At 58.4% G+C, this 15,810-nt stretch carries 16 protein-coding genes; all 16 read left to right on the top strand.

Features of this window, described 5'->3' with window-relative positions; translation table 11 throughout:
* Positions 1-29: 29 nt before the first annotated feature.
* The 16 genes from mnmG (at position 30) to glmS (ending at position 15,756) form a co-directional block, all read left to right on the top strand.
* Positions 30-1,922 (top strand): tRNA uridine-5-carboxymethylaminomethyl(34) synthesis enzyme MnmG, encoded by a 1,893-nt coding sequence (mnmG, locus tag MUM_RS0106990; protein ID WP_010168477.1) that lies wholly within the window; start codon positions 30-32, stop codon positions 1,920-1,922.
* Positions 1,919-2,563, top strand: coding sequence for a 16S rRNA (guanine(527)-N(7))-methyltransferase RsmG (rsmG, locus tag MUM_RS0106985; protein ID WP_003213561.1), 645 nt, complete (start codon positions 1,919-1,921; stop codon positions 2,561-2,563). Before mnmG ends, rsmG begins: the two co-directional genes overlap by 4 nt.
* 18 nt (positions 2,564-2,581) lie before the next feature.
* Positions 2,582-3,379, top strand: a complete 798-nt coding sequence (locus MUM_RS0106980) for a ParA family protein (protein WP_003213559.1) — start codon at positions 2,582-2,584, stop codon at positions 3,377-3,379.
* 9 nt (positions 3,380-3,388) lie between these two features.
* Positions 3,389-4,261, top strand: coding sequence for a ParB/RepB/Spo0J family partition protein (locus tag MUM_RS0106975; RefSeq protein WP_010168474.1), 873 nt, complete (start codon positions 3,389-3,391; stop codon positions 4,259-4,261).
* 148 nt (positions 4,262-4,409) lie between these two features.
* Positions 4,410-4,817: a F0F1 ATP synthase subunit I gene (locus tag MUM_RS0106970; protein WP_010168472.1), complete on the top strand. Its 408-nt coding sequence runs from the start codon at positions 4,410-4,412 to the stop codon at positions 4,815-4,817.
* A 16-nt stretch (positions 4,818-4,833) separates the two neighbouring features.
* On the top strand, positions 4,834-5,703 hold the full coding sequence (atpB, locus tag MUM_RS0106965; protein ID WP_010168470.1) for a F0F1 ATP synthase subunit A: 870 nt from the start codon (positions 4,834-4,836) through the stop codon (positions 5,701-5,703).
* Between the two features lie 133 nt (positions 5,704-5,836).
* Positions 5,837-6,094 carry a F0F1 ATP synthase subunit C gene (gene atpE / locus MUM_RS0106960; RefSeq protein ID WP_002555987.1) on the top strand — a complete coding sequence of 86 codons (258 nt, stop codon included), beginning with the start codon at positions 5,837-5,839 and terminating at the stop codon, positions 6,092-6,094.
* A gap of 56 nt (positions 6,095-6,150) precedes the next feature.
* On the top strand, positions 6,151-6,621 hold the full coding sequence (locus tag MUM_RS0106955) for a F0F1 ATP synthase subunit B (RefSeq protein ID WP_008439543.1): 471 nt from the start codon (positions 6,151-6,153) through the stop codon (positions 6,619-6,621).
* A 12-nt stretch (positions 6,622-6,633) separates the two neighbouring features.
* Positions 6,634-7,170, top strand: coding sequence for a F0F1 ATP synthase subunit delta (locus MUM_RS0106950; RefSeq protein WP_003213551.1), 537 nt, complete (start codon positions 6,634-6,636; stop codon positions 7,168-7,170).
* A gap of 21 nt (positions 7,171-7,191) precedes the next feature.
* Positions 7,192-8,736, top strand: coding sequence for a F0F1 ATP synthase subunit alpha (atpA, locus tag MUM_RS0106945; RefSeq protein ID WP_003213549.1), 1,545 nt, complete (start codon positions 7,192-7,194; stop codon positions 8,734-8,736).
* Positions 8,737-8,786: 50 nt separating this feature from the next.
* On the top strand, positions 8,787-9,647 hold the full coding sequence (gene atpG, locus MUM_RS0106940) for a F0F1 ATP synthase subunit gamma (RefSeq protein ID WP_003213547.1): 861 nt from the start codon (positions 8,787-8,789) through the stop codon (positions 9,645-9,647).
* Positions 9,648-9,674: 27 nt separating this feature from the next.
* A complete protein-coding gene (gene atpD / locus MUM_RS0106935; protein WP_003213545.1) occupies positions 9,675-11,054 on the top strand; it encodes a F0F1 ATP synthase subunit beta in 1,380 nt (459 codons plus the stop codon).
* 44 nt (positions 11,055-11,098) lie between these two features.
* Complete coding sequence (locus tag MUM_RS0106930; RefSeq protein WP_008439541.1) at positions 11,099-11,524, top strand: F0F1 ATP synthase subunit epsilon; 426 nt, start codon at positions 11,099-11,101, stop codon at positions 11,522-11,524.
* Between the two features lie 115 nt (positions 11,525-11,639).
* Positions 11,640-13,007 (top strand): bifunctional UDP-N-acetylglucosamine diphosphorylase/glucosamine-1-phosphate N-acetyltransferase GlmU, encoded by a 1,368-nt coding sequence (gene glmU / locus MUM_RS0106925; RefSeq protein ID WP_010168450.1) that lies wholly within the window; start codon positions 11,640-11,642, stop codon positions 13,005-13,007.
* Positions 13,008-13,145: 138 nt separating this feature from the next.
* Entirely contained in the window at positions 13,146-13,913 is a 768-nt protein-coding gene (locus MUM_RS0106920) for a DeoR/GlpR family DNA-binding transcription regulator (RefSeq protein ID WP_010168447.1), read from the top strand.
* A gap of 10 nt (positions 13,914-13,923) precedes the next feature.
* The gene (glmS, locus tag MUM_RS0106915) at positions 13,924-15,756 is read left to right on the top strand and encodes a glutamine--fructose-6-phosphate transaminase (isomerizing) (RefSeq protein WP_010168445.1); all 1,833 of its coding nucleotides are present in this window, start codon (positions 13,924-13,926) and stop codon (positions 15,754-15,756) included.
* Positions 15,757-15,810: the final 54 nt, after the last annotated feature.

Below are 15,810 nucleotides of genomic sequence, written 5' to 3'. Positions count from 1 at the left end.
TACCTACAGAAGCAGGCACGAGGTGCGTGGTGGATTTCCCTTCCCGTTTTGAAGTGATCGTCATCGGCGGCGGTCATGCCGGTACCGAGGCAGCACTGGCGTCAGCACGCATGGGGGCAAAAACCCTGTTGCTGACGCATAACGTGGAAACCCTCGGCGCCATGAGCTGCAACCCCGCAATTGGCGGGATTGGCAAAAGCCACCTGGTCAAGGAAATCGATGCCCTGGGCGGCGCGATGGCCATGGCTACCGACAAAGGTGGTATTCAATTTCGCGTATTGAACAGCCGCAAAGGCCCGGCCGTACGAGCCACTCGTGCTCAAGCCGACCGGATCCTGTACAAGGCCGCTGTCCGCGAAACCCTGGAAAACCAGCCGAACCTGTGGATATTTCAGCAGGCAGCCGATGACCTGATCGTTGAGCAGGACCAGGTACGCGGTGTTGTCACGCAAATGGGCCTGCGTTTCTTCGCAGAATCCGTGGTGTTGACCACCGGTACGTTCCTCGGCGGACTTATCCACATCGGTATGCAGAACTATTCCGGTGGTCGCGCCGGTGATCCGCCGTCAATCGCCCTGGCTCAGCGCCTTCGCGAACTGCCGCTGCGTGTCGGTCGTTTGAAAACCGGTACGCCGCCGCGTATCGATGGCCGTTCGGTGGATTTTTCGGTAATGACCGAGCAAGCCGGCGATACACCGATCCCGGTCATGTCGTTCATGGGCTCCAAGGAACAGCATCCGAAGCAGGTCAGTTGCTGGATTACCCACACCAATGCCCGTACCCACGAAATCATTGCCGCGAACCTCGACCGTTCGCCGATGTATTCCGGGGTGATCGAAGGTATTGGCCCACGCTACTGCCCGTCGATCGAAGACAAGATCCACCGCTTTGCCGACAAGGAAAGCCACCAGGTGTTTATCGAGCCGGAAGGTTTGACCACCCACGAGCTGTACCCGAACGGGATTTCCACTTCCCTGCCGTTCGACGTGCAAATCCAGATCGTGCAGTCGATTCGCGGTATGGAAAACGCTCATATCGTTCGACCTGGCTACGCCATCGAGTACGACTACTTCGACCCACGTGACTTGAAATACAGCCTGGAAACCAAGGTGATCGGCGGTTTGTTCTTTGCTGGCCAAATCAACGGCACCACCGGTTACGAAGAAGCCGGCGCCCAGGGGTTGCTGGCCGGAGCCAACGCCGCACTGCGCGCACAGGGCAAAGACAGCTGGTGCCCGCGTCGCGATGAGGCGTACATCGGTGTGTTGGTCGACGACCTGATCACCCTCGGAACCCAGGAACCGTACCGGATGTTTACGTCCCGGGCCGAATATCGCCTGATCCTTCGGGAAGACAACGCCGACCTGCGCCTGACCGAGAAAGGTCGCGAGCTGGGCTTGGTCGACGACGTGCGCTGGGCTGCCTTCTGCAAAAAACGCGAAAGCATCGAACTGGAAGAGCAACGCCTGAAAAGTACCTGGGTTCGTCCGGGCACCGAGCAAGGCGATGCGATTGCCGAAAAATTCGGCACGCCGCTGACCCACGAGTACAACTTGCTGAACCTGCTGTCGCGTCCGGAAATCGACTACGCTGGTCTGATCTCGGTTACCGGCGGTGGTGCAGAAGATCCACAGGTCGCCGAGCAGGTCGAAATCAAGACCAAATACGCCGGTTACATTGACCGTCAGCAGGATGAGATCGCTCGTCTGCGGGCCAGCGAAGACACCAGGCTGCCTGTGGATATCGATTACACAAATATTTCCGGTCTGTCGAAAGAGATTCAAAGCAAGCTGGGGATAACTCGACCTGAGACCCTCGGCCAGGCGTCCCGTATCCCGGGTGTCACGCCGGCAGCCATTTCGCTGTTGATGATTCATTTGAAAAAACGCGGCGCGGGCCGTCAGTTGGAGCAAAGCGCTTGAGTTCGTTGGTCACCTCGCAACACGCCGAAGAGTTATCCACAGGTGCTCGCCAGCTTGGCGTCAACCTGACCGAAGCCCAGCACGAGTTGCTGCTGGGTTATCTGGCCCTGTTGATCAAATGGAACAAGGCTTACAACCTCACTGCGGTGCGTGATCCGGACGAAATGGTTTCTCGCCATCTGCTCGACAGCCTCAGCGTGATGCCGTTTATCGAAAACGGCCGTTGGCTCGACGTTGGCAGCGGGGGCGGCATGCCCGGCATCCCGTTGGCGATCCTGTTTCCCGAGTCGCAGGTGACGTGCCTGGACAGCAACGGCAAGAAAACCCGCTTCCTGACCCAGGTCAAACTCGAACTCAAGCTGGATAACCTGCAAGTTATCCACAGTCGCGTCGAAGCCTTCACGCCTGAACAGCCTTTCAACGGAATTGTTTCCCGGGCCTTCAGCAGCATGGAGAACTTCAGCAACTGGACCCGCCACCTTGGCGACCGCGATACCCGTTGGCTGGCAATGAAGGGCGTTCATCCAAGCGACGAGCTGTTAGCATTGCCGGCAGACTTCCACCTCGATAGCGAACACGCCTTGGCCGTACCCGGTTGCCAAGGCCAACGCCATCTGCTGATACTGCGCCGCACGGCATGATTGGGAACACAAGCAAGAATGGCTAAGGTATTCGCGATAGCGAACCAGAAAGGTGGCGTGGGCAAAACCACCACCTGCATCAACCTCGCAGCATCCCTGGTCGCTACCAAGCGTCGGGTGCTGTTGATCGATCTCGATCCACAGGGCAACGCCACCATGGGTAGCGGTGTGGATAAACACGGCCTGGAAAACTCGGTCTATGACTTGCTGATTGGCGAGTGCGACCTGGCCCAGGCCATGCATTTTTCCGAGCACGGCGGTTATCAACTGCTGCCGGCCAACCGCGATTTGACCGCGGCGGAAGTGGTGCTGCTGGAAATGCAGATGAAAGAAAGCCGTCTGCGCAGCGCGTTGGCGCCGATCCGCGAGAATTACGACTACATTTTGATCGACTGCCCGCCGTCGCTGTCGATGCTGACGTTGAACGCATTGGTCGCCGCCGACGGGGTGATTATCCCCATGCAGTGCGAGTACTTCGCACTGGAAGGTCTGAGTGACCTTGTGGATAACATCAAGCGTATCGCCGAGTTGCTCAACCCGAACCTGCAAATCGAAGGCCTGCTGCGGACCATGTATGACCCGCGCCTGAGCCTGATGAACGATGTGTCGGCACAGCTCAAGGAACACTTCGGCGATCAGCTCTACGACACCGTGATTCCACGCAACATCCGCCTGGCCGAAGCGCCAAGCTATGGCATGCCCGCGCTGGCGTACGACAAGTCATCCCGCGGTGCCATTGCCTATCTGGCTCTGGCCGGCGAGATGGTTCGTCGTCAACGCCGCAATTCACGCACCGCTGCAGCCCAGCCAACTTAAGGAATCCCCATGGCCGTCAAGAAACGAGGTCTCGGACGTGGACTGGATGCACTGCTGAGTGGTCCGACTGTCACTTCGCTCGAAGAACAAGCGGTGCAGGCTGACGAGCGTGAGCTGCAGCACCTGCCGCTGGACCTGATCCAGCGCGGCAAATACCAGCCGCGCCGGGACATGGACCCCCAGGCGCTGGAAGAGTTGGCGAATTCGATCAAGGCCCAGGGTGTGATGCAGCCGATCGTGGTGCGCCCGATTGGTGCGGGCCGCTTTGAAATCATCGCCGGCGAACGCCGCTGGCGCGCGAGCCAACAGGCTGGCAAGGAAACCATCCCGGCGATAGTGCGCGATGTGCCGGATGAAACCGCCATCGCCATGGCGCTGATCGAGAACATCCAGCGCGAAGACCTCAATCCGATCGAGGAAGCGATCGCGCTGCAGCGTTTGCAGCAGGAATTCAAACTGACCCAGCAGGAAGTCGCGGATGCGGTGGGCAAGTCACGGGTTACCGTGTCCAACCTGCTGCGGCTGATCGCGCTGCCGGAAGTCATCAAAACCATGCTTTCCCATGGCGACCTGGAAATGGGTCATGCCCGTGCTTTGCTCGGTTTGCCGGAAAATCAACAGGTTGAGGGGGCGCGACACGTTGTCGCACGAGGCCTCACCGTTCGTCAGACCGAGGCCCTGGTTCGCCAGTGGCTCAGTGGCAAACCTGCACCGGTCGAAACCGCCAAACCTGATCCGGATATTGCACGACTGGAGCAGCGCCTGGCCGAACGCCTAGGCTCTGCGGTGCAAATTCGCCACGGCAAGAAAGGCAAAGGGCAATTGGTCATCGGATATAACTCATTGGATGAGCTTCAGGGCGTCCTTGCCCACATCCGCTGAAACAATTGCTTCTGTAGCGCGCAGTCGGAAATCACTACCCGGCAGTTGAATAGGGGCAGAACCGCCCCTATACTCTGCGCGCATTTTGTCGGCACAAATTATGCCAAGTTATTGATTTCCGGCAGCCGACCATTGAGGAGCAAGAGTGATGGAAACCCGCACGCCAAACACGTTGCCGTTCCATCGCTTGGCCGTTTTCCCGGTTTTATTGGCTCAATTTGTCATTTTACTGATCGCCTCTTTGGCGCTCTGGTATTGGTATGGAGTCGTAGCCGGATACTCAGGACTCTGCGGAGGCCTGATAGCCTTGCTGCCCAATATGTATTTTGCTCACAGGGCCTTTCGGTTTTCCGGCGCCCGAGCAGCCCAGGCTATCGTCCGGTCTTTTTATGCCGGCGAGGCGGGGAAACTGATTTTGACGGCAGTGCTGTTTGCACTGACCTTTGCAGGTGTGAAGCCATTGGCGCCGCTGGCTGTATTCGGCGTCTTCGTGTTGACCCAACTGGTCAGCTGGTTCGCTCCCCTGCTAATGAAAACAAGACTTTCGAAACCTTAGGGCGTTTGAGGCAACCATGGCAGAAACAACCGCTTCGGGCTATATCCAGCACCACTTGCAGAACCTGACCTTCGGTCAGCTTCCCAACGGCGGCTGGGGCTTTGCCCACTCCGCAGCAGAAGCCAAAGAAATGGGCTTCTGGGCATTCCACCTGGATACTCTGGGCTGGTCTGTCGCATTGGGTCTGATCTTCGTCCTGATTTTCCGCATGGCGGCAAAGAAGGCGACTTCCGGTCAGCCAGGTGCTTTGCAGAACTTCGTTGAAGTATTGGTCGAATTCGTCGATGGCAGCGTGCGGGACAGCTTCCATGGTCGTAGCGCGGTGATTGCACCGTTGGCACTGACCATCTTCGTCTGGGTGTTCCTGATGAACGCCGTCGACCTGATCCCGGTCGACTGGATTCCTCAGCTGGCCATCCTGATCTCCGGCGATCAGCACATTCCATTCCGTGCAGTTTCGACCACGGACCCTAACGCCACCCTGGGCATGGCCCTGTCGGTGTTTGCGTTGATCATTTTCTACAGCATCAAGATCAAGGGCATCGGCGGCTTCATCGGCGAACTGACCCTGCACCCGTTTGGCAGCAAGAACATCTTCGTTCAAGCCCTGCTGATCCCGGTGAACTTCCTGCTGGAATTCGTAACCCTGGTTGCCAAGCCGATTTCCCTGGCCTTGCGACTGTTCGGCAACATGTATGCCGGCGAGCTGGTGTTCATTCTGATCGCTGTGATGTTCGGCAGTGGTCTGCTCTGGCTTAGCGGCCTGGGCATTGTTCTGCAGTGGGCGTGGGCTGTGTTCCACATCCTGATCATCACCCTGCAGGCGTTTATCTTCATGATGCTGACCATCGTCTACCTGTCGATGGCGCACGAAGAGAACCATTAAGACCAGTCTCGACTAGTCTGATGTCCCTCCCGGTCAAACGGGAGGGTAGCCCTGAAGGGCTATGAAACGATTTGTTTTACCGCTTTAAAATCTAAAAAACCTAAACCATACGACGTAAAAGTCGGGAGGAAAGATGGAAACTGTAGTTGGTCTAACCGCTATCGCTGTTGCACTGTTGATCGGCCTGGGCGCCCTGGGTACTGCCATTGGTTTCGGCCTGCTGGGCGGCAAGTTCCTGGAAGGCGCCGCGCGTCAGCCAGAAATGGTTCCAATGCTGCAAGTTAAAATGTTCATCGTCGCCGGCCTGCTCGACGCCGTGACCATGATCGGTGTTGGTATCGCTCTGTTCTTCACCTTCGCGAACCCCTTCGTTGGTCAACTCGCCGGTTAATCACTCGTTTTTTCGAGTGATTGGTGTGTTGTGCAACGAACGAGCGAGGTATTGGCGTGAACATTAATGCAACCATTATTGGTCAGTCCTTAGCGTTCTTGATTTTTGTAGTTTTCTGCATGAAGTTCGTATGGCCTCCGGTCATCGCGGCTTTGCACGAACGTCAGAAGAAGATCGCAGACGGACTGGACGCTGCCGCACGAGCAGCTCGCGACCTGGAGTTGGCCCAAGATAAAGCGGGTCAGCAACTGCGCGAAGCGAAAGCTCAGGCAGCTGAAATCATTGAGCAAGCCAAGAAACGCGGTAACCAGATCGTTGAAGAGGCTGTTGAAAAAGCCCGTATCGACGCTGACCGTGTGAAGGTTCAGGCTCAAGCCGAGATCGAGCAGGAACTGAACGGTGTCAAAGATGCGCTGCGTGCCCAACTGGGTGCTCTGGCCGTCGGCGGTGCTGAGAAGATCCTGGGTGCCACAATCGATCAAAACGCGCACGCGGAGCTGGTAAACAAACTGGCTGCTGAAATTTAAGCGAGGGCGATCATGGCAGAATTGACCACGTTGGCCCGACCTTACGCTAAGGCAGCCTTCGAGCACGCCCAGGCCCACCAGCAGCTGGCCTCTTGGTCAGCCATGCTCGGCCTGGCTGCAGCAGTGTCGCAAGACGACACCATGCAGCGCGTGCTCAAGGCCCCGCGACTGACGAGCGCAGACAAGGCCGCCACGTTTATTGACGTGTGCGGCGACAAGTTTGATGTAAAAGTGCAGAACTTCATCCACGTCGTTGCCGAAAACGACCGTCTCCCGCTTCTGCCGGAGATCGCCGCTCTGTTTGACCTGTACAAGGCCGAACAAGAGAAATCGGTAGATGTTGAAGTGACCAGTGCTTTTGCATTGAACCAAGAACAGCAAGACAAACTCGCCAAGGTTCTCAGTGCACGACTCGACCGGGAAGTGCGCCTGCAAGTTGCGGAGGATGCCACCCTGATTGGTGGTGTCATCATTCGCGCCGGCGACCTGGTTATCGATGGCTCGATTCGCGGCAAACTCGCGAATCTTGCCGAAGCATTGAAATCTTGAGTTTGAAGGGGCAGCAGAGCAATGCAGCAACTCAATCCTTCCGAAATAAGTGAAATTATCAAGGGCCGCATCGACAAGCTCGATGTGACCTCCCAAGCCCGTAACGAAGGCACTGTCGTCAGCGTATCTGACGGCATCGTGCGGATTCACGGTCTGGCCGACGTAATGTACGGCGAGATGATCGAGTTTCCGGGCGGCGTCTACGGTATGGCCCTCAACCTGGAGCAAGACTCTGTAGGTGCCGTTGTATTGGGCTCCTACCAGACTCTGGCTGAAGGCATGAGCGCCAAGTGCACAGGCCGCATCCTGGAAGTTCCGGTGGGTAAGGAACTGCTGGGTCGCGTTGTCGACGCACTGGGTAACCCAGTTGACGGCAAAGGTCCGCTGAACAACACCGAGACCGATGCGGTCGAGAAAGTTGCTCCAGGCGTGATCTGGCGTAAGTCGGTAGACCAGCCTGTACAGACTGGCTACAAGGCTGTCGATGCCATGATTCCTGTCGGCCGTGGCCAGCGTGAGCTGATCATCGGTGACCGTCAGATCGGTAAAACCGCTCTGGCGATCGACGCGATCATCAACCAGAAAGACAGCGGGATTTTCTGCGTCTACGTAGCCATCGGTCAGAAACAATCGACCATCGCCAACGTGGTTCGCAAGCTGGAAGAAAACGGCGCCCTGGCTAACACCATCGTCGTGGCCGCCAGTGCTTCCGAATCCGCTGCACTTCAGTTCCTGGCACCGTACTCCGGTTGCACCATGGGCGAATACTTCCGCGACCGCGGTGAAGACGCGCTGATCGTTTATGACGATCTGTCCAAGCAAGCAGTGGCTTACCGCCAGATTTCCCTGCTGCTGCGCCGTCCACCAGGCCGTGAAGCTTACCCAGGCGACGTGTTCTATCTCCACTCCCGTCTGCTGGAGCGCGCATCCCGCGTTTCGGAAGAATACGTAGAGAAGTTCACCAACGGCGCAGTGACCGGCAAAACCGGTTCCCTGACCGCATTGCCGATCATCGAAACCCAGGCTGGCGACGTTTCCGCGTTCGTTCCGACCAACGTGATTTCCATCACCGACGGTCAGATCTTCCTGGAATCGGCCATGTTCAACTCCGGGATCCGTCCTGCAGTGAACGCCGGTGTTTCGGTATCCCGTGTGGGTGGTGCCGCTCAGACCAAGATCATCAAGAAGCTCTCCGGTGGTATCCGTACCGCTCTGGCTCAGTACCGTGAACTGGCGGCATTCGCCCAGTTCGCTTCTGACCTGGACGAAGCGACCCGTAAGCAACTTGAGCATGGTCAGCGCGTTACCGAGCTGATGAAGCAGAAGCAATACGCACCAATGTCGATCGCTGACATGGCGCTGTCGCTGTATGCCGCTGAGCGTGGGTTCCTGACCGACGTTGAAATCACCAAGGTCGGCAGCTTCGAACAAGCGCTGATTGCTTACTTCAACCGCGATCACGCCGAATTGATGGCGAAGATCAACGTGAAGGGTGACTTCAATGACGACATCGACGCTGGCATCAAAGCCGGTATCGAGAAGTTCAAGGCCACCCAAACCTGGTAAGCCGCAGCGGGGGCCGCGAGGCTCCCGCTTGCTAACCTGATAGGTGTTACATGGCAGGCGCAAAAGAGATTCGCAGTAAGATTGCGAGCATCAAAAGCACGCAAAAGATCACCAGCGCCATGGAAAAAGTGGCGGTCAGCAAAATGCGCAAGGCACAAATGCGCATGGCTGCTAGCCGTCCCTACGCGGAGCGTATCCGCCAGGTTATTGGTCATCTGGCCAACGCCAACCCGGAATATCGCCACCCGTTCATGATCGATCGCGAAGTAAAGCGCGTTGGTTATGTCGTGGTGAGCAGTGACCGTGGTTTGTGCGGTGGTTTGAATACCAACCTGTTCAAGGCCCTGGTCAAGGACATGGCGGTAAACCGCGAAAAAGGCGTCGAGATCGATCTGTGTGTGGTCGGTAGCAAGGGTGCGGCCTTTTTCCGCAACTTCGGCGGTAACGTCGTTGCAGCTATCAGCCACCTGGGTGAAGAACCGTCGATCAATGATTTGATCGGCAGCGTCAAAGTGATGCTGGATGCATACCTGGAAGGCCGGATTGACCGCCTGTCCGTGGTATCCAACAAGTTCATCAACACCATGACGCAACAGCCTACCGTGGAGCAGTTGATTCCATTGGTGGCCGCCCCGGAACAAGAACTCAAGCACCACTGGGACTACCTCTACGAACCAGACGCCAAAGAGCTGCTTGACGGCTTGATGGTGCGCTACGTGGAGTCGCAGGTGTACCAGGCGGTGGTCGAGAACAACGCGGCTGAACAAGCTGCGCGGATGATCGCGATGAAGAACGCTACCGACAACGCCGGTGATTTGATCAGCGATTTGCAGCTGATCTACAACAAGGCGCGTCAGGCTGCGATCACCCAAGAGATCTCGGAAATCGTCGGCGGCGCTGCCGCGGTTTAACGGTTCAAATATTCAGAGGATCCAGCTATGAGTAGCGGACGTATCGTTCAAATCATCGGCGCCGTTATCGACGTGGAATTCCCACGCGACAGCGTACCGAGCATCTACAACGCTTTGAAAGTCAAAAGCGATGCAGGCACCACCCTGGAAGTTCAGCAGCAGCTGGGCGACGGCGTGGTTCGTACCATTGCAATGGGTTCCACCGAAGGCTTGAAGCGCGGTCTGGAAGTCACTGACTCTGGCGCAGCCATCTCCGTACCCGTCGGTAAAGCGACCCTGGGCCGGATCATGGACGTCCTCGGTAACCCGATCGACGAAGCCGGTCCAATCGACACCGAAGAGCGCTGGGGCATTCACCGTCCTGCGCCTTCCTTCGCGGAACAAGCGGGCGGCAACGACCTGCTGGAAACCGGCATCAAGGTTATCGACCTGGTTTGCCCGTTCGCCAAGGGCGGTAAAGTCGGTCTGTTCGGTGGTGCCGGTGTAGGCAAAACCGTAAACATGATGGAACTGATCCGTAACATCGCCATCGAGCACAGCGGTTATTCCGTGTTCGCCGGTGTGGGTGAGCGTACTCGTGAGGGTAACGACTTCTACCACGAGATGAAGGATTCCAACGTTCTGGACAAAGTGGCACTGGTTTACGGTCAGATGAACGAGCCGCCGGGTAACCGTCTGCGCGTAGCACTGACCGGCCTGACCATGGCCGAGAAGTTCCGTGACGAAGGTAACGACGTTCTGCTGTTCGTCGACAACATCTATCGTTACACCCTGGCCGGTACTGAAGTATCCGCACTGCTGGGCCGTATGCCTTCCGCAGTAGGTTACCAGCCGACCCTGGCCGAAGAGATGGGTACTCTGCAAGAGCGTATCACTTCGACCAAAAACGGTTCGATCACCTCGATCCAAGCGGTATACGTACCTGCGGATGACTTGACTGACCCGTCGCCAGCGACCACGTTCGCCCACTTGGACGCCACCGTCGTACTGTCCCGTGACATCGCCTCCCTGGGTATCTACCCAGCGGTCGATCCACTGGACTCGACTTCGCGCCAGCTGGACCCGAACGTCATCGGCCAGGAACACTACGACACCGCTCGCGGCGTCCAGTACGTTCTGCAGCGTTACAAAGAACTGAAGGACATCATTGCGATCCTGGGTATGGACGAGCTGTCGGAAACCGACAAGCAGTTGGTATCCCGCGCTCGTAAGATCCAGCGCTTCTTGTCGCAGCCGTTCTTCGTGGCTGAAGTCTTCACCGGTGCCTCGGGTAAATACGTTTCCCTGAAAGACACCATTGCTGGCTTCAAAGGCATCCTCAACGGTGACTACGACCACCTGCCAGAACAAGCGTTCTACATGGTCGGCGGCATCGAAGAAGCGATCGAGAAAGCCAAGAAACTGTAATTCCGGCGCCCGGTAACGGGCGCTAATCAGGTTGAGGCAAGCAGATGGCTATGACATTCCATTGCGATATCGTCAGCGCGGAAGGGGAAATCTTCTCCGGTCAGATCGAGAGTGTGATTGCACACGGCGAACTGGGCGACCTGGGTATTAACTTTGGCCACGCGCCATTGATTACATCCTTGAAGCCTGGTCCGATCACTCTGACCAAGCTGGGCGGGGAAAGGGAGGTGTTTTACATCTCCGGTGGTTTCCTCGAGGTTCAGCCGAACATGGTCAAGGTACTTGCCGACACCGTGCAACGTGCTGCCGACCTGGATGAAGCCTCCGCTCAGGAAGCCGTCAAGGCTGCCGAGAAGGCCCTGAACGAAAAAGGCGCAGATTTCGACTACGGTTCTGCTGCTGCACGTCTGGCCGAGGCCGCAGCTCAGCTGCGCACCGTCCAGCAGATCCGCAAGAAGTTTGGCGGCTAAGCCGTCAAGCCTCATGCGTGATTGATTAAAAAGGGTAGCCTCGGCTACCCTTTTTCTTTTTTTGCAAAACACTTCTTTGGTCTGAAGTCTGACCGCCCAGGATTGGTAGCCATTCATGTCTCTCGAAATCGTAATTCTTGCCGCAGGCCAGGGCACCCGCATGCGTTCGGCCCTGCCCAAGGTGCTGCACCCGGTTGCCGGCAACTCCATGCTTGGCCATGTTATCCACAGCGCCCGGCAGCTTGATCCACAGCGCATTCATGTGGTGATCGGCCACGGTGCCGATGTGGTGCGTGAGCGGCTGGCAGCGGACGACTTGAATTTCGTATTGCAGGACAAGCAATTGGGTACCGGCCACGCCACCGCGCAAGCCGTGCCGTTCATCCAGGCCGATACTGTGCTGATCCTCTACGGTGACGTGCCGCTGATCGAAGTGGAAACCTTGCAGCGCCTGCTCAAACACGTCGTGCCTGGCCAGATGGGCCTGCTCACTGTTGAGCTGGACGACCCGACCGGCTACGGCCGCATCGTGCGCAACGCTGACGGCAAGGTCGCCGCCATCGTCGAGCATAAAGACGCCAGCGAAGCCCAGCGTGCCATCACCGAAGGCAACACCGGGATCCTCGCGGTGCCGGCCGATCGCCTGGCCGACTGGATGAGCCGCCTGTCCAACAACAACGCCCAGGGCGAGTACTACCTGACCGACGTCATCGAGATGGCCGTCAGCGATGGCCTGGTGGTCGCCACCGAGCAGCCCCACGACCCGATGGAAGTGCAGGGCGCCAACGACCGCAAGCAACTGGCCGAGCTGGAGCGCCACTATCAATTGCGTGAAGGCCGCCGCCTGATGGCGTTGGGCGTGACGCTACGTGATCCGGCACGTTTCGACGTGCGGGGTGATGTCACGGTGGGCCGCGACGTGCTGATCGATATCAACGTGATTCTCGAAGGCCGTGTGGTCATTGAAGATGGCGTGGTCATCGGCCCGAACTGCGTGATCAAGGACAGCACCCTGCGCCAAGGCGTGGTGATCAAGGCCAACAGCCATATCGACGGCGCCGTGATGGGCGAGGGCAGTGACGCGGGTCCATTCGCGCGTCTGCGTCCGGGCAGCGTGCTGGGGGCCAGGGCCCATGTGGGTAACTTTGTAGAACTGAAAAACGCCCGGATGGGCGACGACGCCAAGGCCGGGCACCTGGCCTACCTCGGTGATGCGGTGATTGGGGCGCGCACCAATATCGGCGCCGGCGCTATTACCTGTAACTACGATGGCGCCAACAAGTACCAGACGACCATTGGCGAAGACGTGTTTATCGGCTCCAACAACTCGTTGATTGCACCCGTCACCATTGGTGATGGTTCAAACACTGCGGCAGGCTCAACCATCAACCAGGATGTGGATAAGTCCCAACTGGCGGTGGCCCGCGCCCGCCAGCGCAACATCGACGGCTGGAAGCGCCCGGTCAAGATCAAAAAGACCTGAGTTATCCACAACCTCAATAAACCTGTTGGTGCCATCCATGCGGCCCCAACAGGTTTTTTTACGTCCCCCGCTTGACGATCCTCAGCCAATAGGTTTTGATTGCCTTCGTTATCTTTCGAAACGAAACTTATCTTCACCATGTCGAAACGAAATACACCCCAACGTCGCCACAACATCCTTGCCATGCTCACCGAGCAAGGTGAAGTCAGCGTGGACGAACTGGCGAAGCGTTTCGAAACCTCGGAAGTGACTATCCGCAAGGACTTGGCGGCCCTCGAAAGTAACGGCCTGTTGCTGCGTCGCTACGGCGGCGCTATCACCATGCCCCAGGAACTGGTCGGCGACCCGGCCCAGCCCATTTCGGTCTACAAGCGCGCCATCGCCCGTGCTGCCGTCCGGCGTTTGCGTGAACACGCACGCATCATCATCGACAGCGGCAGCACCACCGCCGCCATGATCCCCGAACTGGGCCATCAGCCCGGCCTGGTGGTGATGACCAACTCCCTGCACGTGGCCAGCGCGTTGAGTGAACTGGAACACGAGCCGGTACTGTTGATGACTGGCGGCACCTGGGACCCGCATTCGGACTCGTTCCAGGGCCAGGTCGCCGAGCAGGTGCTGCGTTCCTACGATTTCGACCAGCTGTTCATTGGCGCCGATGGCATCGACCTGGAGCGCGGTACCACCACCTTCAACGAATTGCTGGGGCTGAGCCGCGTCATGGCCGAGGTCGCCCGCGAAGTGGTGGTGATGGTCGAGTCCGACAAGATTGGCCGCAAGATCCCCAACCTGGAACTGCCCTGGAGCAGCGTCCATACCCTTATTACCGATGATCGCCTGCCGTTTGAGGCCCGCGACCAGATTCAAGCCCGCGGCATCACGCTGATTTGCGCGGCAGTCATCTAGGAGAGAAACCATGTGTGGAATTGTTGGCGCAGTCGCTGAACGAAACGTCACCGCCATTTTGCTCGAAGGCCTCAAACGCCTGGAATACCGTGGCTACGACAGCGCCGGTGTGGCGCTCTTTACCAACGCCGGCAAGCTTGAGCGCATGCGTCGCCCGGGCAAGGTCAGCGAACTCGAACAAGCGTTGGCCGGTGAGCCGCTGGTAGGCCGCCTGGGTATCGCCCACACCCGTTGGGCCACCCACGGCGCACCGTGCGAGCGCAACGCTCACCCACACTTCTCCGGTGACCTGGCTGTTGTCCACAACGGCATTATCGAAAACCACGAAGTGCTGCGTGAGCAACTGAAAGGCCAGGGTTATGTCTTCACCTCGGACACCGACACAGAAGTCATCGCCCACCTGCTGAACCACAAGCTCAAGGACCTCGGCGACCTGACCAACGCCCTCAAGGCCACCGTCAAGGAACTGCATGGCGCCTATGGCCTGGCCGTGATCAGCGCGAGCCAACCTGACCGCCTGGTCGCCGCCCGCAGTGGCAGCCCATTGGTGATCGGCCTGGGCCTGGGCGAGAACTTCCTGGCCTCCGACCAACTGGCCCTGCGCCAGGTCACCGACCGCTTCATGTACCTGGAGGAAGGCGACATCGCCGAGATCCGCCGCGAAAGCGTGTCGATCTGGGACGTCAACGGCCAGTCCGTTGAACGTGAAGCCGTGCAGTACCGCGACGGTGCCGAAGCCGCCGACAAGGGCGAATTCCGCCACTTCATGCTCAAGGAAATCCACGAGCAACCGTCTGTCGTGCAACGTACCCTGGAAGGTCGCCTGAGCCAGAACCAGGTGTTGGTACAAGCCTTCGGCCCGCAAGCCGCCGAGCTGTTCGCCAAAGTGCGCAACGTGCAAATCGTCGCCTGCGGCACCAGCTACCACGCGGGCATGGTCGCCCGTTACTGGCTCGAAGAACTGGCCGGCATCCCGTGCCAGGTCGAAGTCGCCAGCGAATTCCGCTACCGCAAGGTGGTGGTGCAGCCCGACACCCTGTTCGTGACCATCTCCCAGTCCGGCGAAACCGCCGACACCCTGGCCGCCCTGCGCAATGCCAAGGAACTGGGTTTCCTCGGCAGCCTGGCAATCTGCAACGTCGGCATCAGTTCCCTGGTGCGCGAGTCCGACCTGACTCTGCTGACTCAGGCCGGCCGCGAAATCGGCGTGGCATCCACTAAAGCCTTCACCACCCAGTTGGTGGGCCTGTTGCTGCTGACCCTGTCCCTGGGCCAGGTGCGCGGCACGCTGGAAGACGGCGTCGAAGCCAAGCTGGTGGAAGAACTGCGCCGCCTGCCGGCCCGCCTGGGCGAAGCGCTGGCCATGGACAGCACCGTGGAAAAAGTCGCCGAGCTGTTCGCCGACAAACACCACACCCTGTTCCTCGGCCGTGGCGCGCAATACCCGGTGGCGATGGAAGGTTCGCTCAAACTCAAGGAAATCTCCTACATTCACGCCGAAGCCTACCCGGCCGGTGAGCTCAAGCACGGCCCGTTGGCCCTGGTGGATGACGACATGCCAGTGGTGACCGTCGCGCCGAACAACGAACTGCTGGAGAAGCTCAAGTCCAACCTTCAGGAAGTGCGCGCCCGTGGCGGTCAACTGATCGTGTTCGCGGATGAGAAGGCCGGCATGACCAATGGCGAAGGCACCCACGTCATCAACATGCCGCACATCCACGACACCCTGTCGCCGATCCTCTACACCATCCCGTTGCAACTGCTGTCGTACTACGTCGCCGTGCTCAAGGGCACTGACGTTGACCAGCCGCGCAACCTGGCGAAGTCGGTGACGGTGGAGTAAGCCTCACCCGTACCAGCAAAACCCCCGTTCTTCGGGGGTTTTGCTTTTTCAGGC

The sequence above is a fragment of the Pseudomonas sp. PAMC 25886 genome (assembly GCF_000242655.1).
In the GTDB taxonomy this organism is placed as follows: domain Bacteria; phylum Pseudomonadota; class Gammaproteobacteria; order Pseudomonadales; family Pseudomonadaceae; genus Aquipseudomonas.
Note: the sequence above shows the minus strand (reverse complement) of the source record. Positions and strands in the feature narration are given on the sequence as shown.

What these genes read in the sequence shown, in the direction of transcription:
- glmS (WP_010168445.1), top strand. Translation starts at nt 13,924, where the DNA reads ATGTGTGGAATTGTTGGCGCAGTCGCTGAACGAAACGTCACCGCCATT.
- atpA (WP_003213549.1), top strand. Translation starts at nt 7,192, where the DNA reads ATGCAGCAACTCAATCCTTCCGAAATAAGTGAAATTATCAAGGGCCGC.
- MUM_RS0106950 (WP_003213551.1), top strand. Translation starts at nt 6,634, where the DNA reads ATGGCAGAATTGACCACGTTGGCCCGACCTTACGCTAAGGCAGCCTTC.
- glmU (WP_010168450.1), top strand. Translation starts at nt 11,640, where the DNA reads ATGTCTCTCGAAATCGTAATTCTTGCCGCAGGCCAGGGCACCCGCATG.
- MUM_RS0106980 (WP_003213559.1), top strand. Translation starts at nt 2,582, where the DNA reads ATGGCTAAGGTATTCGCGATAGCGAACCAGAAAGGTGGCGTGGGCAAA.
- atpD (WP_003213545.1), top strand. Translation starts at nt 9,675, where the DNA reads ATGAGTAGCGGACGTATCGTTCAAATCATCGGCGCCGTTATCGACGTG.
- atpB (WP_010168470.1), top strand. Translation starts at nt 4,834, where the DNA reads ATGGCAGAAACAACCGCTTCGGGCTATATCCAGCACCACTTGCAGAAC.
- MUM_RS0106930 (WP_008439541.1), top strand. Translation starts at nt 11,099, where the DNA reads ATGGCTATGACATTCCATTGCGATATCGTCAGCGCGGAAGGGGAAATC.
- MUM_RS0106920 (WP_010168447.1), top strand. Translation starts at nt 13,146, where the DNA reads ATGTCGAAACGAAATACACCCCAACGTCGCCACAACATCCTTGCCATG.
- MUM_RS0106970 (WP_010168472.1), top strand. Translation starts at nt 4,410, where the DNA reads ATGGAAACCCGCACGCCAAACACGTTGCCGTTCCATCGCTTGGCCGTT.
- atpG (WP_003213547.1), top strand. Translation starts at nt 8,787, where the DNA reads ATGGCAGGCGCAAAAGAGATTCGCAGTAAGATTGCGAGCATCAAAAGC.
- MUM_RS0106975 (WP_010168474.1), top strand. Translation starts at nt 3,389, where the DNA reads ATGGCCGTCAAGAAACGAGGTCTCGGACGTGGACTGGATGCACTGCTG.
- atpE (WP_002555987.1), top strand. Translation starts at nt 5,837, where the DNA reads ATGGAAACTGTAGTTGGTCTAACCGCTATCGCTGTTGCACTGTTGATC.